We start from the raw sequence: 15,025 nt of genomic DNA, 5'->3' as shown, positions 1-15,025 counted from the left end.
GATGGTCACAATTTTGGGACAAGATCAATCGCTACGGCTGTAGCTTCGTTCAATAGCCACATCAAATTCTAGTCACACCCGTCGTGGGAAGCCGATCAAATGTTAATCACTTAGCCAGATCGTCGACAATCATTTAGCTACAATCGCGGCAGCCAGCACATGCCGATCGCCCGTAGCAAGCGTTGAGTCTGCTCAGTAGTCAATAATTTCCATGCCTGCTGTATCTTGGGTTGAATTCGTTGATAGACCGTCTGCGTCAGCGCGATCGCCCACAAACCAGCATCGATGATGTTGAGTAAGTCAAACATATTAAACCTGCCAAAATTCTGAATGTGTGAAATCCGGCAAGGGCTGAATGAACTGAAACTTGGAAGGGATGCTCAGTCAAACATCAGCGCCATGCGCGCACTCACATTGCCTCGTCACGCGGCGATCGCCGTTCTGAACGAATCAAGCCCGCTCCCCCAGAAGACTGTGCTGGAATGCACGATTACCCAGACTTGCGCCATGCGATTCGACTTTGCTGCCAAGGAAGACCAACCAACCTGGCTCAATGCATCGTGTTTTGTCCAAAGCGATCCAGCAGCGCTTCTCTCGACAGGGTCGAGAGTGGCAACAGTGAACTCGCAAATTCCGCTGTAGAAAGCTCGCTCAACGGCTGGATAATCGCCTCTAAAGCTTCGTCCAGCACCCCAAAGCGACTAACCAAGAGATCGCGAATAATATCATGCCGCTCTTCGATGCGCCCCTCTTGCCGCCCAATTTGCTCAATACTACTGATATAAGGCATCAGATTTTCCTCTTCAAATCGCTTAATTTCTTCCCGAAACACCAGTTCCAGTGACTCCGGCAACCGCATCATCCGATCCAACACCAGAAATATCTCTAGGATATCCTGTCGGCGATAGCCGCGTCGGTAAAGCTGCTGAATTAGGCGTAGCTTCCATTCCAACCGCGCCTGGGCATCCTGGGTTGTGTTCTGGGTTTGTCGATGTGCCATTACCACCGCCGCAAAGGGATTGTTGCTCGCTTCCAGCACTTCCCAACTGTAATCCAGCAGCTTGACGATCGGGAATTTCAAGCGCATCTCACAACCCCAGCGCCCATAGCTATATTCCTGCGGTCGCCAGGTTGGCTGGTCATCCCCCAAAACGGCCAGACTCACCACCTCCTGTTCATAGCGATCGAAGATCCGGTAATGGTAGACATACATCCGTTTGGCAAAATCCCCATCCCGCTGGCTCTGGATCTCGACATGCAAAAGTAACCAGGCTTCCACACCATCCTTGCGCCAAACCTTGAGGAGTTTATCCACATAGCGGGTGCCCGCCTCCGCATCCCGGACAATTTGCTGCAACTCCTGATCCAAAAACTCAAAGCCGCGTTGCCAATCGATCGCTTGATGCGCAACCGGGAAAAAGAACGCCACAAATGCCTCGAAATACTGCTCAATCGCCGCTTTCCAGGCTTCATCGTAATTTGCGGGAACGCTATTTCCCAATTCGGTCATGCCTGCATCCTCTTCCAACTGACCCCACCACTTTTGATGCTGCCCGCAGTGGTGTCCGTTTTTAGTATGACAGAACATCCGCATTGCCTACAGTCGGCTAATTGCTACAGCTTAACCACACAGTATTTGTTGTTTCACGCCACCATCGACGGCGCGTCCAATTACCTGTAACTCTGGATAGCCTCTGGGGATGGCTGATGAGTCCAAGTTAGACGCCGGAATCCGTCGGATACAATAGAGACGATCCTCTTAGCGCGATCGCCTTGAATATGTCGCAACCCATCACTATCGAATTGCCCGATCCGGTGCTACGACAACTCATGCGGATTGCGGAAGTCACCCATCAATCACTCGAAGCGCTGATCACGCAAAGTGTGCTGAACAATCTGCCACCGTCCCCCGACAATGCCCCGCCGGAATACCAGTCGGCACTTTTGGCGTTACAAACCCTCAGCACTGAGCAACTGCAAGCGATCGCCCAAGCCGAAGTAGATTCCCAACAATTTGCACGGCACGAGTTGCTACTGGCACAAAATGCGGCTAATCAACTTAGTCCCGCAGAACGCGAAGAACTGACCCATCTGCGCCACAGTGCTGATCAGTTAATGCTTCAGAAAGCTTACGCTTGGTCGATTCTGCGTTGGCGTGGGCAGAAACTAAACAGTCCTGACGCGGTATGAGCTTTCTTTCTGTATGGGGATTCCGGAGCGTCTACGGCAGCAAATCATCACACGCGCAGAGCAGCGTTGTGAGTATTGCAAAACCTCTTCGCGTCTGACTGGTACGCCTTTGGTTATGGACCATATTCAGCCCCTCTCCTTGGGTGGCCAAGATGATGCGGCCAACTTAGCTGACGCCTGCTACCGCTGCAATGAATTCAAAGGGGCCAGAACTGTCGCTTCAGACCCGGAAACCCAGCAAATTGTGCCTTTATTCAATCCGCGCACGCAGTTATGGCGTGAGCATTTTGAGTGGCGGAATGGTGGGACACAGATTATCGGCTTGACTTCGGTGGGTCGAGCCACCGCGATCGCGCTGCGTTTGAACAACGAAAATCTGGTGACAGCCCGTTCGATCTGGATTGAGTTTGGTTGGCATCCACCGCGCGAAGAATAGTAGGTGATTCAGCGTTCTCGTCCCCGCCGTTTTTGCGCCTGCAATTGTCGCTGAATATCCGCCTGTCGCACCTGCTGGAGATGGCGAAACCAATCCGCCTGGGGCGCTACGACTTGCCGCACATCCGGCAGCAATTCCTGCGCCTGTCGCGCCAGATTTTGTCCCTGGACATCACGGTTCAACCTGAGGGTGATCTGCTCTGGTTCAAAGGACTGCAAAAACGGCGTCGGCAAGCATCCATCCGCCGACAAATACATCGTCTTTTCCTGGGGCGAATTATCCATCACACCTATAGCCAACATATCCGCTGGCGACTGCCCCACCACCACCCTTTTGACCGCATCATCCGGCTCACCCCCACGTAACCAATAAAACCGCCCACGGGACAAATCCGAAACCAATACAGAACCACTAAACGCATCCCCACTCATCACATAAGCCCCAGTCACCTCCCGCGACTGAAAATCGCGCTGCACAAACACCGCATTACCATCCTCATCGGCATACAACAGCCCCTGGTCATGCAGCGCATCAATCAACCCACCCGGCAACTTTTGAGATATAAAATAATCACGCACAGAAGCCCACAGTTCGATCGACTGAACCGGCGCGATAAACCGCTCGCTTCTAACCACTTTTGCCTGCTCAATTGCATACTCACTTCCCGCCCTCCTAACCGCCTCTGCACCAAACCGATCGTCCAACCAAGCCACCGCTGCTTTGAAGTCACTTTTGTTGACATGCATCACGAGGTCGATCGCCCCACCCCCGCCCTTCATCTGGTGTTTATGCCAATCAAAAAACTTGCTGCCATTAATCCGGATTTGATGCCGCTCATGACACCACCTCGGCGACACTCCCAAATCCGACTGCAAACACAACTCCTCCGCCACTTTTTCAAGCGGTAAATCCCGCAACGGATCGACGAGCTGACCATACCGTTCCTTCCACGACTCAACCTGCCCATGAGCCACCCGTAACTCCCCCTGCATCAAGAGATTCTGCTGCAACAAATCCTGCTTCTCCTGATTGCGCAAATCCAGCGTCCTAGACAGTGCGGCTGCCTGCACCCGCAACTGCTGATTCTCCCGCGCAATTCTGGCCCGATCGGCCAACTGCACCCGCACCGTCTCCAGATCTAGATTCTGCTCGATCGGTTGCTGCATTTCGGCATACCAATCCTTCACCTCCCGATGGGTCGCGCGACTGCCCTTCACCCCCCGCTCAATACCCAAATCCGCTACCGCCTCCCAAGCCCGATCTTGGAGTTGAGAAAGCTCCGTCCGTTTCCCCCCATAGAGCCGCCGATAACTCAACTTGCCCTGATCCGTGAGCGGCACCACCACCGCATGAATATGGGGCGTCGCCTCATCCAAATGACACTCCGCCCGGAGGATGTTCCGCTCACCAAATTCCTCCTTCAGAAACGCCTCATTTACCGCCAACCAATCTTCAAACCGATCGCGCTCCCAATACCCTGCCTCCCCCGGATTATCCGGTCGAAAATATTCAGGACTAGCCGAGATAAAGACATCGATCGCCAGCACCGCATTCTTGCGAATCTTCTGCCCCCCAATCCGCTCCCTGGCCAATACCTCCAAAGGTCGATCGCCATCCCCAATAAACACAAAATTATCCTGCGCCCGATCGGGGTCGGCATTCAGCGTCTCCCGCGTGCGTGAGTTATGACGTTCCGCTCCCGCGATCGCCCCAAAACTCTTGAGCTTACTAATCCGAAAAATCGCTTTACCGGGCATAGGACAAACAGCATCAATGAGAATGACATCAGGGGCATGATCGGATGGTCGATCGTGCCATCAGCAGGACAGGGCAACGACAACGGCGTAGGCGGGGTCTTGCGGCTCGGCGAACGCAGCAAATTTGAGCGCAGCGTGCCCCAACGAGGGCCAAAATTGCGGAGTGAGTCCCGCTTTATCAAGCGCTAGTCGGATGGGGCTACTGTGGGGGGAGGATTTGGGGATGGGGGCGATGGGCTGCGATGAGGGGGAAGTAGCGGTTTGGCGGGGTGTTCTGGGAAAGTCTTGGTGAGGGTTGGGTGAATGAATGGTGCGGTTAAGGGGTAAGGTATCACGGGCGATCGGGTGAGGGTATCTATAGCGGTATAGATTGACGATTGGGAAAGGGGATAGAGATCGATCAGTTTTAGATCGGTGAGGCTGATACCGATCCGCACATGAGGACGGATGGAGAGAACGGAATTTATATCCTGCGGGAGATTCTGTTTCGCTCGGATTGAGTGCTAGATTTGGCTTAATTCTTTTATGCTTCAGATCGCTGCTTATCCATGCTTTTCAGGGTTTGGGTCTACGGGTTAAGCGGCGGTTGGGAGAAAGTTTTTGCCTGGCGTTGTTCTACTGTTGGTCATAGTTTGAGGAAGATCGAAGAGAAACTCGATGCCGAATAAGTTACTGGCGATTCAGCCACAACAGTTTGATCTGCTGTTATCGGATTTGGCTGCAAAAACGCCGCCGAAGGAGAAGACACTGTACACGTTGCGGGACGTGGTTGAGCGACTGTATGACTTTGTGACACAGTCGTTGGCGAATCATTATTCCTACGATGAGTTGGCGGTGATGATTGAGGAGAGTTTGGCGTCGTTGGCACTGGAAGAGGATGTACCAGAAATCCGCGGCGGGACGCTGAAAAAGTATTACCTGGAAGTGAAGCGGGAGAAGGAATCAAACCTGGCACAGAAGGGAGCTAGGAAAAGTCGTCGGCAGCGATCGGGGACGAAAAAATCCACGACTAAAACTGTCACCGGAGAAAGTCCAATGCCGCCGCAGGAGAAGCGTTCGGAGACGCCAAAATCCGATTCTGGAGAAGGCGCTAAGGAAAGTGCAAAACCAATGTCAGGGAGCAAGAAATTACCCCGTCCGGATAGTGCGGGCATCAAGTTGGCTTACTAGCTTAGAGATGGGGGTGGGAATCAGGTGTAATCGGAATTTGATGTGCAGTTTATCGGTTTGAAGTATGGTTACGAGTCCGAAAAAGAAACCCACTGAGGGAAAGTTATCCGCGGTTGAACAAGCTAAGTCCTGGAAACGTTATATCCACTTGGCTGATGGTAATAAAGGCGGGGTTGGGAAATCGTTTTTCGCCCGCACCCTCTATGCCGTTTTGCTGGATCTGGGTACGCCTGTGCTCGGGGTTGAGACAGACATTGATAGTCCCGATTTCAAGGGCATCTATACCGATGTCCAAGTCTCCTGTTTCTCGGAAGATGAGAAAGTGAATGAACAGGCTTGCAGCATTATCAACTGGGCGATCGAGGATGAAAAAAATATTGTTGTGAACCTGCCAGCGACGGTACACAAAGCCTTTCAGTTATGGGTGGAGCAGTTCGATATTGTGGACTTGGCGGCGAGTCATGACGTCGGTCTGGTGAAATGGTTTATCTGCACGGGGGAATACGACTCGATGAAGTCATTGCAGGTGTCGTTGGCGACCTTTGGGGAGAAGATCCCGCATGTTGTCGTGAAGAACCTGAAGTATGACGATTGGGAATTCTTTGCGGCGGATGAGAAGACGCAGGAATTAATCCAACAATACGGCTGTCCGGTGATTGAGTTACCGAAACTGCCCAGTCGATTAGCCAGTACGTTACTCCAGGAAAGGCTGACCTTTGAGCAAGCGCTAACCCATCGCGGGAACAATTTTGGGATTGTGCAGCAATCAGCAGTCCGGGGGTATCTGAAGAAAGCGCAGACGGCATTTCAAGCAACGGGGCTGGTGTAGGTTATGGCACTCAATAATCATGCCAATGGGAACGGCCATGGGGGCGGATTCAACCCCGATGCGGCGAACAAAAATGAGCAGTCGCGCGAAAGTATTGTGCGTCAGTATGCGGCGCGGTTGGGACTGGATGAAGACGATCCGGCGATGGTATTTGTCCAGGCGAATGCAGCACTTGAGGGGAAAGTTGATTTATGGAACACGGTGATTCTGGAACTGGTGCAGATTACCCGCGAACAGAGTCGGGCGATGCAGGAGACGGCGGAAAACTCGCTGAAGCTGATGCAGGCATTAGCGAGATCCGAGACCGAATCGCAGCAACTGCGCGAATTAATCAGCAAGTTGGAGCATACCTTGAGTCTGTCGCGACGCGAGAGCAGAAGCAAGCCATCAACGGAATTGAACCAGAGCGCGGTTCAGAGCTTGATGCCACAGTTTCAGAGCGTGAACAGCGAGTTGGAAACGATCCGCAACAAGCTCGACCGCCATCGCCAGACCGCCCGCAGTCACGCGGCTGGGAACGTTAAGCAGCAGCGTTTAACCAATTATCTGTTGATGGGGATGATCGGACTGCTGTTGGGCGTGGGTTTCCTGCATTTGGTGGGTCTCTTGAGGCTGAATGAAGTGGGGGCAGGGCAGCAATTCTTGTCGTCGCAGTCGAGCTGGGCGCTGACGAAGTTGGAACGGGTTGAGCAGGTACTGGGGATTAAGCCTGGAAAGTAACGAGATACGGCTGATAGATTACGGGAGAAAGTATGCGGGATGAAGGGTTACGGCAATCAGAGCTTTGGCCCGGTTGGTTGAATGAGAATGCGCGACGGGAATCCGCGTTTCAGGATTGGCGCGATCGATCTGGTGAGGGCGAGGCGCGATCGGCGGCGTTAGCCCAAGATAGTCAGCAGCAGCTGATGCTTCAGCGGCTGGACTATCAGGATTGGCTGGCGCAGCAGCAGCGGGAGGAACCGATTCTGAATGGAGCTTGGGGACAGGGGTTGAATCGAAATGACTTTTACAACATTGAGAAAAATGGTTTGCAGAATGCAATGTCATGTCCCACCGGATAGAACCTGTGCGGCTGTCAGCTTTAGATTAGGGAACGTGGGTGAGTTGATCACTTGATTCCCCGTGAAGTCCTGAAATTGGTATACACCATCAGTTAATCGGCCAATCTTCACCACGGCCTTGATCGGGTCAATAATCCAATACTCTGGGATGCTCCGTGCCGCATACTCCGGACATTTTTCGATGTAATCGCGGTTGTAGGATTTTTTGTCGGTATCGCTACTCGAAACAACCTCCACTACCAGTTGCGGCGGATGGGCCTCGAACGGCAAGATTTTTTCGTCCAGTATGACTGCATTCGATTCGGCTGAATGCACGGTTAAATCTGGGATACGTGCGCTGGCCTGGTCTGGGGCGATGCGAATGGCATCTCCGATCGCGAGTAGGGCATGAGGTACCCCAGCCTGTAGCAGCATCGCCACAATAAACATGGCAATTCTTCGATTCAGCGGATCTTCCTGTCCCATCTCAACTAAGACCCCATCAACCAATTCATAGCGGGTATCAGTCCCATCGTCATAGCTGAGATACTCCTCAAGGCTCAGGCGTTTTTGCATCGCGACTGTCATGGTTGTGCCCCCATCAGTGCTTGTGCTGCATTACTCGATGCGTTTAATTTGGCTTCAATTCGCTCGGCCCGCTTCTGCAATCGACCAATCCGCTGTCCTCGATCGCAGCGTTCCTGATACACCACGATCGATTCCGATTGTTTGATGTGCAGCACCTTCTTGCCCTTGAATTGAGCAATTCGACTTTGCACCCGTGGGTAGGCTTGAGCTTTACCGGAAGGCTTACATTTCGATACCCATGCCGACAGATAGTAATCGCCTTGGCCCTCAATGCTGCTGATCTCCGCTTCGAGTTCGGCTAGTTCGGCTTGAAGCCGTTCCCGCGTAGTGTCTCGCATAATCGGTTAGTGTGCAAAATCTGAATGATTCAATCGTAACTGATGGCTGATAAAAATACAATTATTTTGCACACGAACCAATCATCTTGCTGCCCCTCAAGATGATGTGTCGAGAGTGCATATCGGGGGATGGCACCGATTCTGATTAATCGTATGTTTGAACTTAACAAGGGCTTTGGTGGATTAATCATCCGATGGCCCTTGGCGGTTATGAATTTAGGAGCAGCGGGGGCATTCGCGCAGAAAGTTGCGGTTTTGCACTGTCCAGAAACTTAAAATGCACCAGTGAACCTTATTTTGATTTTTAGATGAGTTTCTTTGCACTCATTAAGGTCGAGTTTGGGCAAAAAGCTCACTACAAAGAAAACGAAGGTTTTCTGAGCGAACCCATGCACTATCTCTGAAAGGTTTATAAGGCAGAGCTTTCAGTCGAAACCGTAACTTTTGGTTTAAATGCCCCCGCTGGTCCTATTTGACGATTGCCGATGGGACCCCCACGGCAAAGGTGACGGTTGAGGCGATGGGGTATCCAAAGCAGGCTCAGCGATTTGAGCCTGCTTCGGATCTACAGCGATCAACTGGTGAACAGACTTAGTGATTGAGTATGATATCGGACTTGTCTAGTCAGCCATTGCTTCTAAAATTGAAAAAAGTATTTTGAGCAATTCTAGACCATGGCTATACCAATAAAATAAGTCTAACCAATGCAATTCACTTAACGTCCCGATTTAATTCGCTTTAACTGCTGATATGATTCCATGATACTGGGCTGATTAAAGCCTACTGGAGTAAACTTATCCTTCTTGCGATTAGTGTTGACTGGAATTTCTGCAATCGGTGTAAAAGGCGCATTGCCAAGGGTATTATCAATCCGAACAACGACTTTGGCTTGTGAGCCAAGATCCGAAATCGAGGACGTGGTGCCCCTTGTACTCACACATTCTTGATCGGTTTGACCAACTTTGATATTACGCTCATAAGTGTCAGGTTCGGTATCCACAATGCCTCCCTTCTTATCCAGCAAGACCAAATCCCATTCCGTTGCCAAGTTGCTGTCATTGCGGACTTTGACACATACTTCTAATTCGTCGTCACTCCAGCGATCATCAATCCGTTTTGCCTTCACATCGACAACTTTGACACTATAAACCGCCCGGTTTGCGTCTTTGAGGACTTTTTCGCCAAATTGACTGACAGCCCAGTAGGCATAATCGGCCTGCCGCTTACAAGCACCTGTCATGCCGATTCCACCCCAAAGTTTCGGATTGGTGATCATACCAAACACATCCTGACTCACCTTTTGCCACAGGGAGCGGTCTTCGCAGAGCTTATAGAGATTACGGCGAAATTCCGATTCACACTGCTCTTTGGTCTTACGGCTTGTTTTCAGATCGTCGTAACAAGCATCATGCTGCTGACAAGCAGGGTCAAATGTTTCCATGTACGGGTAGAGGAAGAATTTTGTTGCCAGTTTTCCGGCTTTATCCTTTGACGGACCACAGTAGGGGTCAGCCGCCTGAGCTGATTGCAATTGAATTGAATTTAGACCAGATTGCGTCAATGAGACATTGGATAGATAGCTGAAAGTCACAAAACCCAGGGTTAGAGTGGCAAGTTGAGTAACTTTACGGGCAACTTGAGAACGAAGCATGGTTTTCTCCTTAATGGTAGAAGTGGGGCAATTGCGCATTGCGCATACCCAGCTGAATGAATTACTTGTGCTTAACGCGAGGAACCGTCAAGATATTCGTGATTTCGGCAAATCTGAGCCCACTTTCTGAATTGGCACCTTCGATTCGGCCAATCATTGAGGATTTGACATTGCGATCAGGCAGACAATTTGAAAAGTGACTATCAATCTCTTTGTTTTCAGCTCCCAGAAAACTCGGGGCAGGGGGGTGACCCAGCATGATGCAGCAATTCTGGGACTTTGCACTGTTTTATCCCGTGCCCAAGCGGTGATGGTCAAGGCGCAGCTAGACGTGGGCAAGAACGACAAACCTCATCAATCAATTACCGTCAACCGCAGCTTGCAGGGAACCAATTTCGCGCCGTACTCGCTGCCGTCACACTGACCTATCGTGATCAAAGCTACGAACGCCAAATGCCAGCGTTTAATCGCACTCAGTCGCTGCCGACACCCGCATTCACCTTGGCCGTCGCATCCTAATGTTTCGATCTTCTAAGATTTCAGGGTGGCGGTCCGCCACCCTGACGCGCAGTCATTCAATCAGCAGTCATTCAACAATCAGCGGGTTCAAGGACATCATCATTTAGCCGAATCGCACTCGCGATCTGACACTGAGCGCGAATCATGTTTCACAGTCCAGTGACTGGCCGCGTCACTCGCCGAATCAATCGCCACTGCGCCAAATTCAACGCACACACAGAAGGAAACCGCATCATGCTGACTCAACAAGAATGTAAAGCCCTAGGCAAAGCACATAAAGCGGCATTGCTCGACCAACTCAGTCGCCGGATCGAAGTCGCAAATCGTCAGGGAAACCTGGTGCTGCTCAAGCAACTGGAAGCTGAAGCCGATTACATTAATACTCAACCTACTGGCGTGAACTTAAAGGCGCTGCTCGATGCGGTCAAAGCCGAGGCCAATCAAAGCCAGAAGCCGCAATAGGGGCTGTGGTTGAGTGGGCTATGGGCCGGCGGTAGCGTTCACCAAGGGTAGAAGACTCAAGGACTGAGGACGATCCTCAGGTCTTCGCTTACCATGAAAGAGACAACCTGACATCCGGATGATGGTGAGCCACAATGCAGATCACGGTTGATATTCCCGATGATATGGCACGGCAGTTGGAGTCCTTAAAGGATGAACTGCCACAAATTTTAGCCTTGGGCTTACTGCAAGTAAAAGCCAACCCTTCGACCGGCTTTTCCGGTCTCGCGGAAGTCTTGGAGTTCTTAGCAACGCTCCCTTCACCACAGGAAACCTTAGCGCTACGACTATCCGATACGGCCCAGGCGCAAATTGAAGCACTGCTGGAAAAAAATCGTGTAGATGGTCTGACCGCTTTAGAACAGCGGCTTTGGCAGCAATATGAATTCGTTGAGCATTTAGTCCGGATGGCCAAGGCGCAGGCATTACTGAAACTCCAGGAAGTGGCATGAGCAAAACCTATGTCCCGGCGGATCTGAGACGACTTGTCTTTGAGCGTGCCCAGGATAGTTGCGAGTATTGCTTAATTCCGGCAGCACTGGCCTTGGCTGCCCACCAAATGGACCATATCATTGCCGAAAAGCATGGGGGCGAAACCGTTTCCGAAAATCTCGCCCTGTCTTGTGCCTTATGTAATCTCGCGAAAGGTAGTGATATTGCCTCGATCGACCCAGAGACAAATGACACAGCGAAGCTCTATCATCCTCGTCGCGATCAATGGTCGTCGCATTTTCAATTTGAGGCTCAGACCGGACTGATTCAACCATTGAGCGCGATCGCCCGTGCGACGATTCGACTATTACCAATCAATCGACCCGAATCGCTCACGGAACGCGTCATTTTATTTCGGGTCGGACGATTAGTGATTCCCGCAGATTGATCGGTGAGCTTGATCCAGAAGTGACGATTGAGGTTAAATCTGATTAATCAGATTTAACAAATCGTTCACATTTCAACGTATAAATCAGTTTTATTTGGTTAGGATGATTGCAATTCTGTCAACATGATTACATAAAAAATTGTCACACTCAGATGAATGACAATTGAGTCAAAAATCGTCATTAGTCCAGTAATTTAGTCCAATGTCTTTAAGCTGAGTCTCAAACCCATACAAAGCAGTTAATCTACACGATTGGGTTAATTGCGTATACCGCAGAAGTCCAGGCTGTAACTACTGCGGTTATTGGGTGTGACAGTTTTTGTCGTTCATTGAATTCCGAAATTTCAACTATTTGAATTTTTGTGATCGTTATTTGACTTTATCGCTTGTACTTAGCCGATATTTGTTTGGTGCAGCCAACTTTCGTGTCGGACTGGTAGTTGATTTAATTTTTCTTGGTAGAAGCGCCATGACGGCATGAACCGATCCATTAAGGCGATGAACCGATCGTTGTGTGTGGGTTCGAGCAGATGAATCATTTCATGGAGCACCACATATTCGAGACAGTCCTGCGGCTTCTTGGCGAGTTCGAGGTTAAGTCGAAGGGTTTTGGCGGCGGGGCTACAGCTGCCCCACTTCGTTTTCATTTTGCGGACAGTGAAGCCAGTGACGGTGACACCGAGACGTTTTTCCCATTTGGCAATGAGGGGTGGGATTACGGACTTGAGTTGCTGACGGTAGGAAGCCTCAAGAACACTGTGCTTTTTGTTTTGGTCGGCACCGGGGCGAACTTGGAGCACCATTTGTTTGTGCTTGAGTTTGAGCTGGGGAACAGCGTCTTTTTCGATGACGTTGAGTAGATAACGTTCGCCCCAAAGGTAATGGCTTTCTCGATCGATGTACTCACGCGGGGTTTCGCGCAGTTGGCTTTGAAGTTTGGTTTGTTGCTGTTTAATCCAGGCAAGTTTAGCGATGGCAAAGACCCGAATGCGTTCTAAGTCCATGCGGATTGGGGCAGAAATTCGCACGGCTCCATGGGGTGGATAGACGCTGAGATGAATGTTTTTGATGTTTTTCCGCACCACCTCAATCCGGATGTCACCCAGTTGAATGATGTTGATCTGGCTGGTCGTTGCTGCACTGGTCGTTGCACCCATAGTTCGCACCCCCATAACAGCCTCCGTTAATACTCAGACTGCTGTTTAATGATCGGGAAGATTCGTTCGACTTCCTCAATATCTTGAAGGATGCCATAAAGTGCGGCTTTGATCATCTGCTCTTTGGGTCCGCCGTTGTCCCGCCAATCGTCGGGACGCACGTATTTGACCGTTTGGTCAATTTTTAGGGCAAGTTCGACGAGGTCGGTTTCGTTTGCTGTGGTGTAGGTGCCCGCTGCTTCAGCCGCTTTTCCGGGGGTGGCAGTGGTGCGTAGGGCATTATAAATCGCGCGTTTGCCAGGGGTATCGAGCTGGGTGGGGACGTTGCCGTCTTGGCCTGATTCGACTTTTTTGACCAGTTCCGCAATGCGTTGGAGATATTCCTCGTAGGCGATCGCTTTTTGTTTGCGGGCTTCGATGATTTCGTCGAGGAGCTGCGACATGCGTTCGTAGTAGGCGGGGTCGCTGAGGTTTTCTTTGATAATTTTACGGCGGACGTTATTCTCAATGGTTTCGGCAACGGCTTTCTGATTGCTGCGAATGCCTTTGGGCAGTTCTTCGAGGGCGCGGTTGATGCCGACTTTGGTGATGATCTCGAGCAGGGGCATGTCGTCGAAGGGCGAGATTTTGCGGGGTTCGCTGGCTTCGATGTAGGTGTCGATCAGGTGCCGCATATCAGCTTCAAAGGGCTTGAGATCGAGGGTTTCGCCGCTGGCTTTGCGGATGACTTCGCGCAGGTCGGTGTAGGTCTTGGTGGCCTGTTTGATGCGGGTGATGTCGGCGGGGCTGTAGCCTGCGGCTTCGAGTTCATCGGCGATGCTGGCATAGCTGCGGAGGAAGTTCGCGGTGGCTTTGTATAGCTCGGTGCGTTGGGGTTCGGTGGCTTTGAGGTCGTCGGGAAGTTCGGTGTTGCCGCAGAAGTAGCGAATGTGGGCGAGGTCGTCGCGGGGCGGTTGGACGGGTTCGCAGAGTAGGTGTAGGGCTTCGATCGCGTTATCCAGCCGATCGCGGCCTTTGGTGAGGCGATCTTGGAGCAGGATTTCGGGGTCGGCTCCACCGTCGCTGTGGTCGAGTTCGGCAGTGTAGACGGCGATCGCATTTTCGACTTTTTTGAACAGGTCTTTGTAATCGACGATGTAGCCGAAGTCTTTGTCGTCGCCGTCGAGGCGGTTGGTGCGACAGATGGCTTGAAATAGGCCATGGTCCTGCATACTCTTGTCGATGTATAGGTAGGTGCAGCTGGGCGCATCGAAGCCGGTGAGCAGCTTATCGACGACGATCAGCAGCTTCATGTTGGCGGGTTGGGTTTTGAATTTGTCTTTGGCGTCGAGTTCGTAGGTTTCGGCTTTGGTTTTGTTCGGTAAAGGGGCGATGTCCTGGGTGATTTGGCTGTAGAGGTTGTAGATGAACTGTTTATCGGTTTCGCTGTTGGCTCCGGTGTCTTCGGTGGTGATGTCTTTGGTTTGGGGGTTGTAGGAGGTGATGACGGCGCATTTGCCTTTGAAGGGGGTTTGTTGGAAGCGTTCGTAGTATTTGCAGGCTTCGTAGATGCTGGCGGCGACGAGCATGGCGTTGCCCCGATCGTTGTTGAGCCGGGGTTTGGTGCTGAAGTCGAAGGTGATGTCTTCAACCACACGATCGATGCGGGAGCGGGAGCTGAGCACTTTTTGCATGGTGCCCCATTTTTCCCGGAGGGTGGCTTTTTGCCAGTCGTTGAGTCCTTTGGTTTTGGCGTCGAACCAGGCGTCGATTTTGGTTTCGGAGCCGAGGGTTTGGTCGATGTCGCGGGCTTCGTAGATCAGGTCGAGGACGATGTTGTCTTCGACGGCTTGGCTGAATTTGTAGGTGTGGATGTATTTGCCGAAGACTTCGAGGCTGGTTTGGGCGTCTTTTTTGAGTAGGGGGGTGCCCGTAAAGCCGATGAAGGTGGCGTTGGGCATGAGGGCTTTCATGGTGCGGTGGAGTTTGC

The 15,025-nt window shown here is 51.4% G+C and carries 18 protein-coding genes; 10 read left to right on the top strand and 8 right to left on the bottom strand.

The annotated features are described in order from the left end of the window. Nucleotides 1–137 precede the first annotated feature (137 nt). Nucleotides 138–308, bottom strand: a complete 171-nt coding sequence (locus tag IGR76_10460; GenBank protein ID MBF2078916.1) for a hypothetical protein — start codon at nt 306–308, stop codon at nt 138–140. A 242-nt stretch (nt 309–550) separates the two neighbouring features. Beyond that, nucleotides 551–1,588, bottom strand: a complete 1,038-nt coding sequence (locus tag IGR76_10455) for a transposase (GenBank protein MBF2078915.1) — start codon at nt 1,586–1,588, stop codon at nt 551–553. Between the two features lie 191 nt (nt 1,589–1,779). Here IGR76_10455 and IGR76_10450 point away from each other — a divergent pair, with 191 nt between their 5' ends. Together IGR76_10450 and IGR76_10445 are read left to right on the top strand one after the other, a co-directional pair. After that, nucleotides 1,780–2,190 (top strand): hypothetical protein, encoded by a 411-nt coding sequence (locus tag IGR76_10450; protein ID MBF2078914.1) that lies wholly within the window; start codon nt 1,780–1,782, stop codon nt 2,188–2,190. Nucleotides 2,191–2,203: 13 nt separating this feature from the next. Further along, a complete protein-coding gene (locus tag IGR76_10445; GenBank protein MBF2078913.1) occupies nt 2,204–2,626 on the top strand; it encodes an HNH endonuclease in 423 nt (140 codons plus the stop codon). A gap of 8 nt (nt 2,627–2,634) precedes the next feature. Here the strand turns inward: IGR76_10445 and IGR76_10440 are convergent, their stop codons facing one another. Next, the gene (locus tag IGR76_10440; GenBank protein ID MBF2078912.1) at nt 2,635–4,383 is read right to left on the bottom strand and encodes a plasmid recombination protein; all 1,749 of its coding nucleotides are present in this window, start codon (nt 4,381–4,383) and stop codon (nt 2,635–2,637) included. 657 nt (nt 4,384–5,040) lie between these two features. On the opposite strand from IGR76_10440, the gene IGR76_10435 reads away from it, so the two are divergent. The 4 genes from IGR76_10435 (at nt 5,041) to IGR76_10420 (ending at nt 7,443) form a co-directional block, all read left to right on the top strand. Next, complete coding sequence (locus tag IGR76_10435) at nt 5,041–5,553, top strand: hypothetical protein (GenBank protein MBF2078911.1); 513 nt, start codon at nt 5,041–5,043, stop codon at nt 5,551–5,553. Nucleotides 5,554–5,617: 64 nt separating this feature from the next. Further along, nucleotides 5,618–6,382, top strand: coding sequence for a mobilization protein (locus IGR76_10430; protein MBF2078910.1), 765 nt, complete (start codon nt 5,618–5,620; stop codon nt 6,380–6,382). Nucleotides 6,383–6,385: 3 nt separating this feature from the next. Beyond that, nucleotides 6,386–7,102 carry a hypothetical protein gene (locus tag IGR76_10425; protein ID MBF2078909.1) on the top strand — a complete coding sequence of 239 codons (717 nt, stop codon included), beginning with the start codon at nt 6,386–6,388 and terminating at the stop codon, nt 7,100–7,102. A gap of 32 nt (nt 7,103–7,134) precedes the next feature. Next, nucleotides 7,135–7,443 (top strand): hypothetical protein, encoded by a 309-nt coding sequence (locus tag IGR76_10420; protein ID MBF2078908.1) that lies wholly within the window; start codon nt 7,135–7,137, stop codon nt 7,441–7,443. On the opposite strand, the gene IGR76_10415 is transcribed toward IGR76_10420, so the two are convergent. The 3 genes from IGR76_10415 to IGR76_10405 all read right to left on the bottom strand — a co-directional run bounded on the left by IGR76_10415 (nt 7,426) and on the right by IGR76_10405 (nt 9,999). Then, the gene (locus tag IGR76_10415; GenBank protein MBF2078907.1) at nt 7,426–8,010 is read right to left on the bottom strand and encodes a Uma2 family endonuclease; all 585 of its coding nucleotides are present in this window, start codon (nt 8,008–8,010) and stop codon (nt 7,426–7,428) included. The genes IGR76_10420 and IGR76_10415 overlap by 18 nt on opposite strands. Next, complete coding sequence (locus IGR76_10410) at nt 8,007–8,348, bottom strand: hypothetical protein (GenBank protein MBF2078906.1); 342 nt, start codon at nt 8,346–8,348, stop codon at nt 8,007–8,009. Before IGR76_10410 ends, IGR76_10415 begins: the two co-directional genes overlap by 4 nt. 715 nt (nt 8,349–9,063) lie before the next feature. Beyond that, nucleotides 9,064–9,999, bottom strand: coding sequence for a hypothetical protein (locus IGR76_10405; GenBank protein MBF2078905.1), 936 nt, complete (start codon nt 9,997–9,999; stop codon nt 9,064–9,066). Between the two features lie 279 nt (nt 10,000–10,278). On the opposite strand from IGR76_10405, the gene IGR76_10400 reads away from it, so the two are divergent. From IGR76_10400 to IGR76_10385, 4 genes are all read left to right on the top strand, one after another. Further along, nucleotides 10,279–10,518, top strand: coding sequence for a hypothetical protein (locus IGR76_10400; protein MBF2078904.1), 240 nt, complete (start codon nt 10,279–10,281; stop codon nt 10,516–10,518). A 234-nt stretch (nt 10,519–10,752) separates the two neighbouring features. Then, nucleotides 10,753–10,980: a hypothetical protein gene (locus tag IGR76_10395; GenBank protein ID MBF2078903.1), complete on the top strand. Its 228-nt coding sequence runs from the start codon at nt 10,753–10,755 to the stop codon at nt 10,978–10,980. A 134-nt stretch (nt 10,981–11,114) separates the two neighbouring features. Next, nucleotides 11,115–11,471 (top strand): hypothetical protein, encoded by a 357-nt coding sequence (locus IGR76_10390; GenBank protein ID MBF2078902.1) that lies wholly within the window; start codon nt 11,115–11,117, stop codon nt 11,469–11,471. Continuing rightward, nucleotides 11,468–11,899 (top strand): HNH endonuclease, encoded by a 432-nt coding sequence (locus tag IGR76_10385; protein ID MBF2078901.1) that lies wholly within the window; start codon nt 11,468–11,470, stop codon nt 11,897–11,899. The genes IGR76_10390 and IGR76_10385 overlap by 4 nt, the downstream gene beginning before the upstream one ends. A 392-nt stretch (nt 11,900–12,291) precedes the next feature. Here IGR76_10385 and IGR76_10380 read toward each other — a convergent pair whose 3' ends face one another. Beyond that, nucleotides 12,292–13,056 carry a M48 family metallopeptidase gene (locus IGR76_10380; protein MBF2078900.1) on the bottom strand — a complete coding sequence of 255 codons (765 nt, stop codon included), beginning with the start codon at nt 13,054–13,056 and terminating at the stop codon, nt 12,292–12,294. 26 nt (nt 13,057–13,082) lie between these two features. Then, nucleotides 13,083–15,025, bottom strand: a 1,943-nt coding sequence (locus IGR76_10375) for a restriction endonuclease subunit R (GenBank protein MBF2078899.1), incomplete at its 5' end; no start/stop codon positions are given.

Source organism: Synechococcales cyanobacterium T60_A2020_003 (assembly GCA_015272205.1).
GTDB lineage: Bacteria > Cyanobacteriota > Cyanobacteriia > RECH01 > RECH01 > JACYMB01.
The sequence above is the reverse complement of the archived record's forward strand: the minus strand, read 5'-3'. Positions and strand labels throughout refer to the sequence as shown.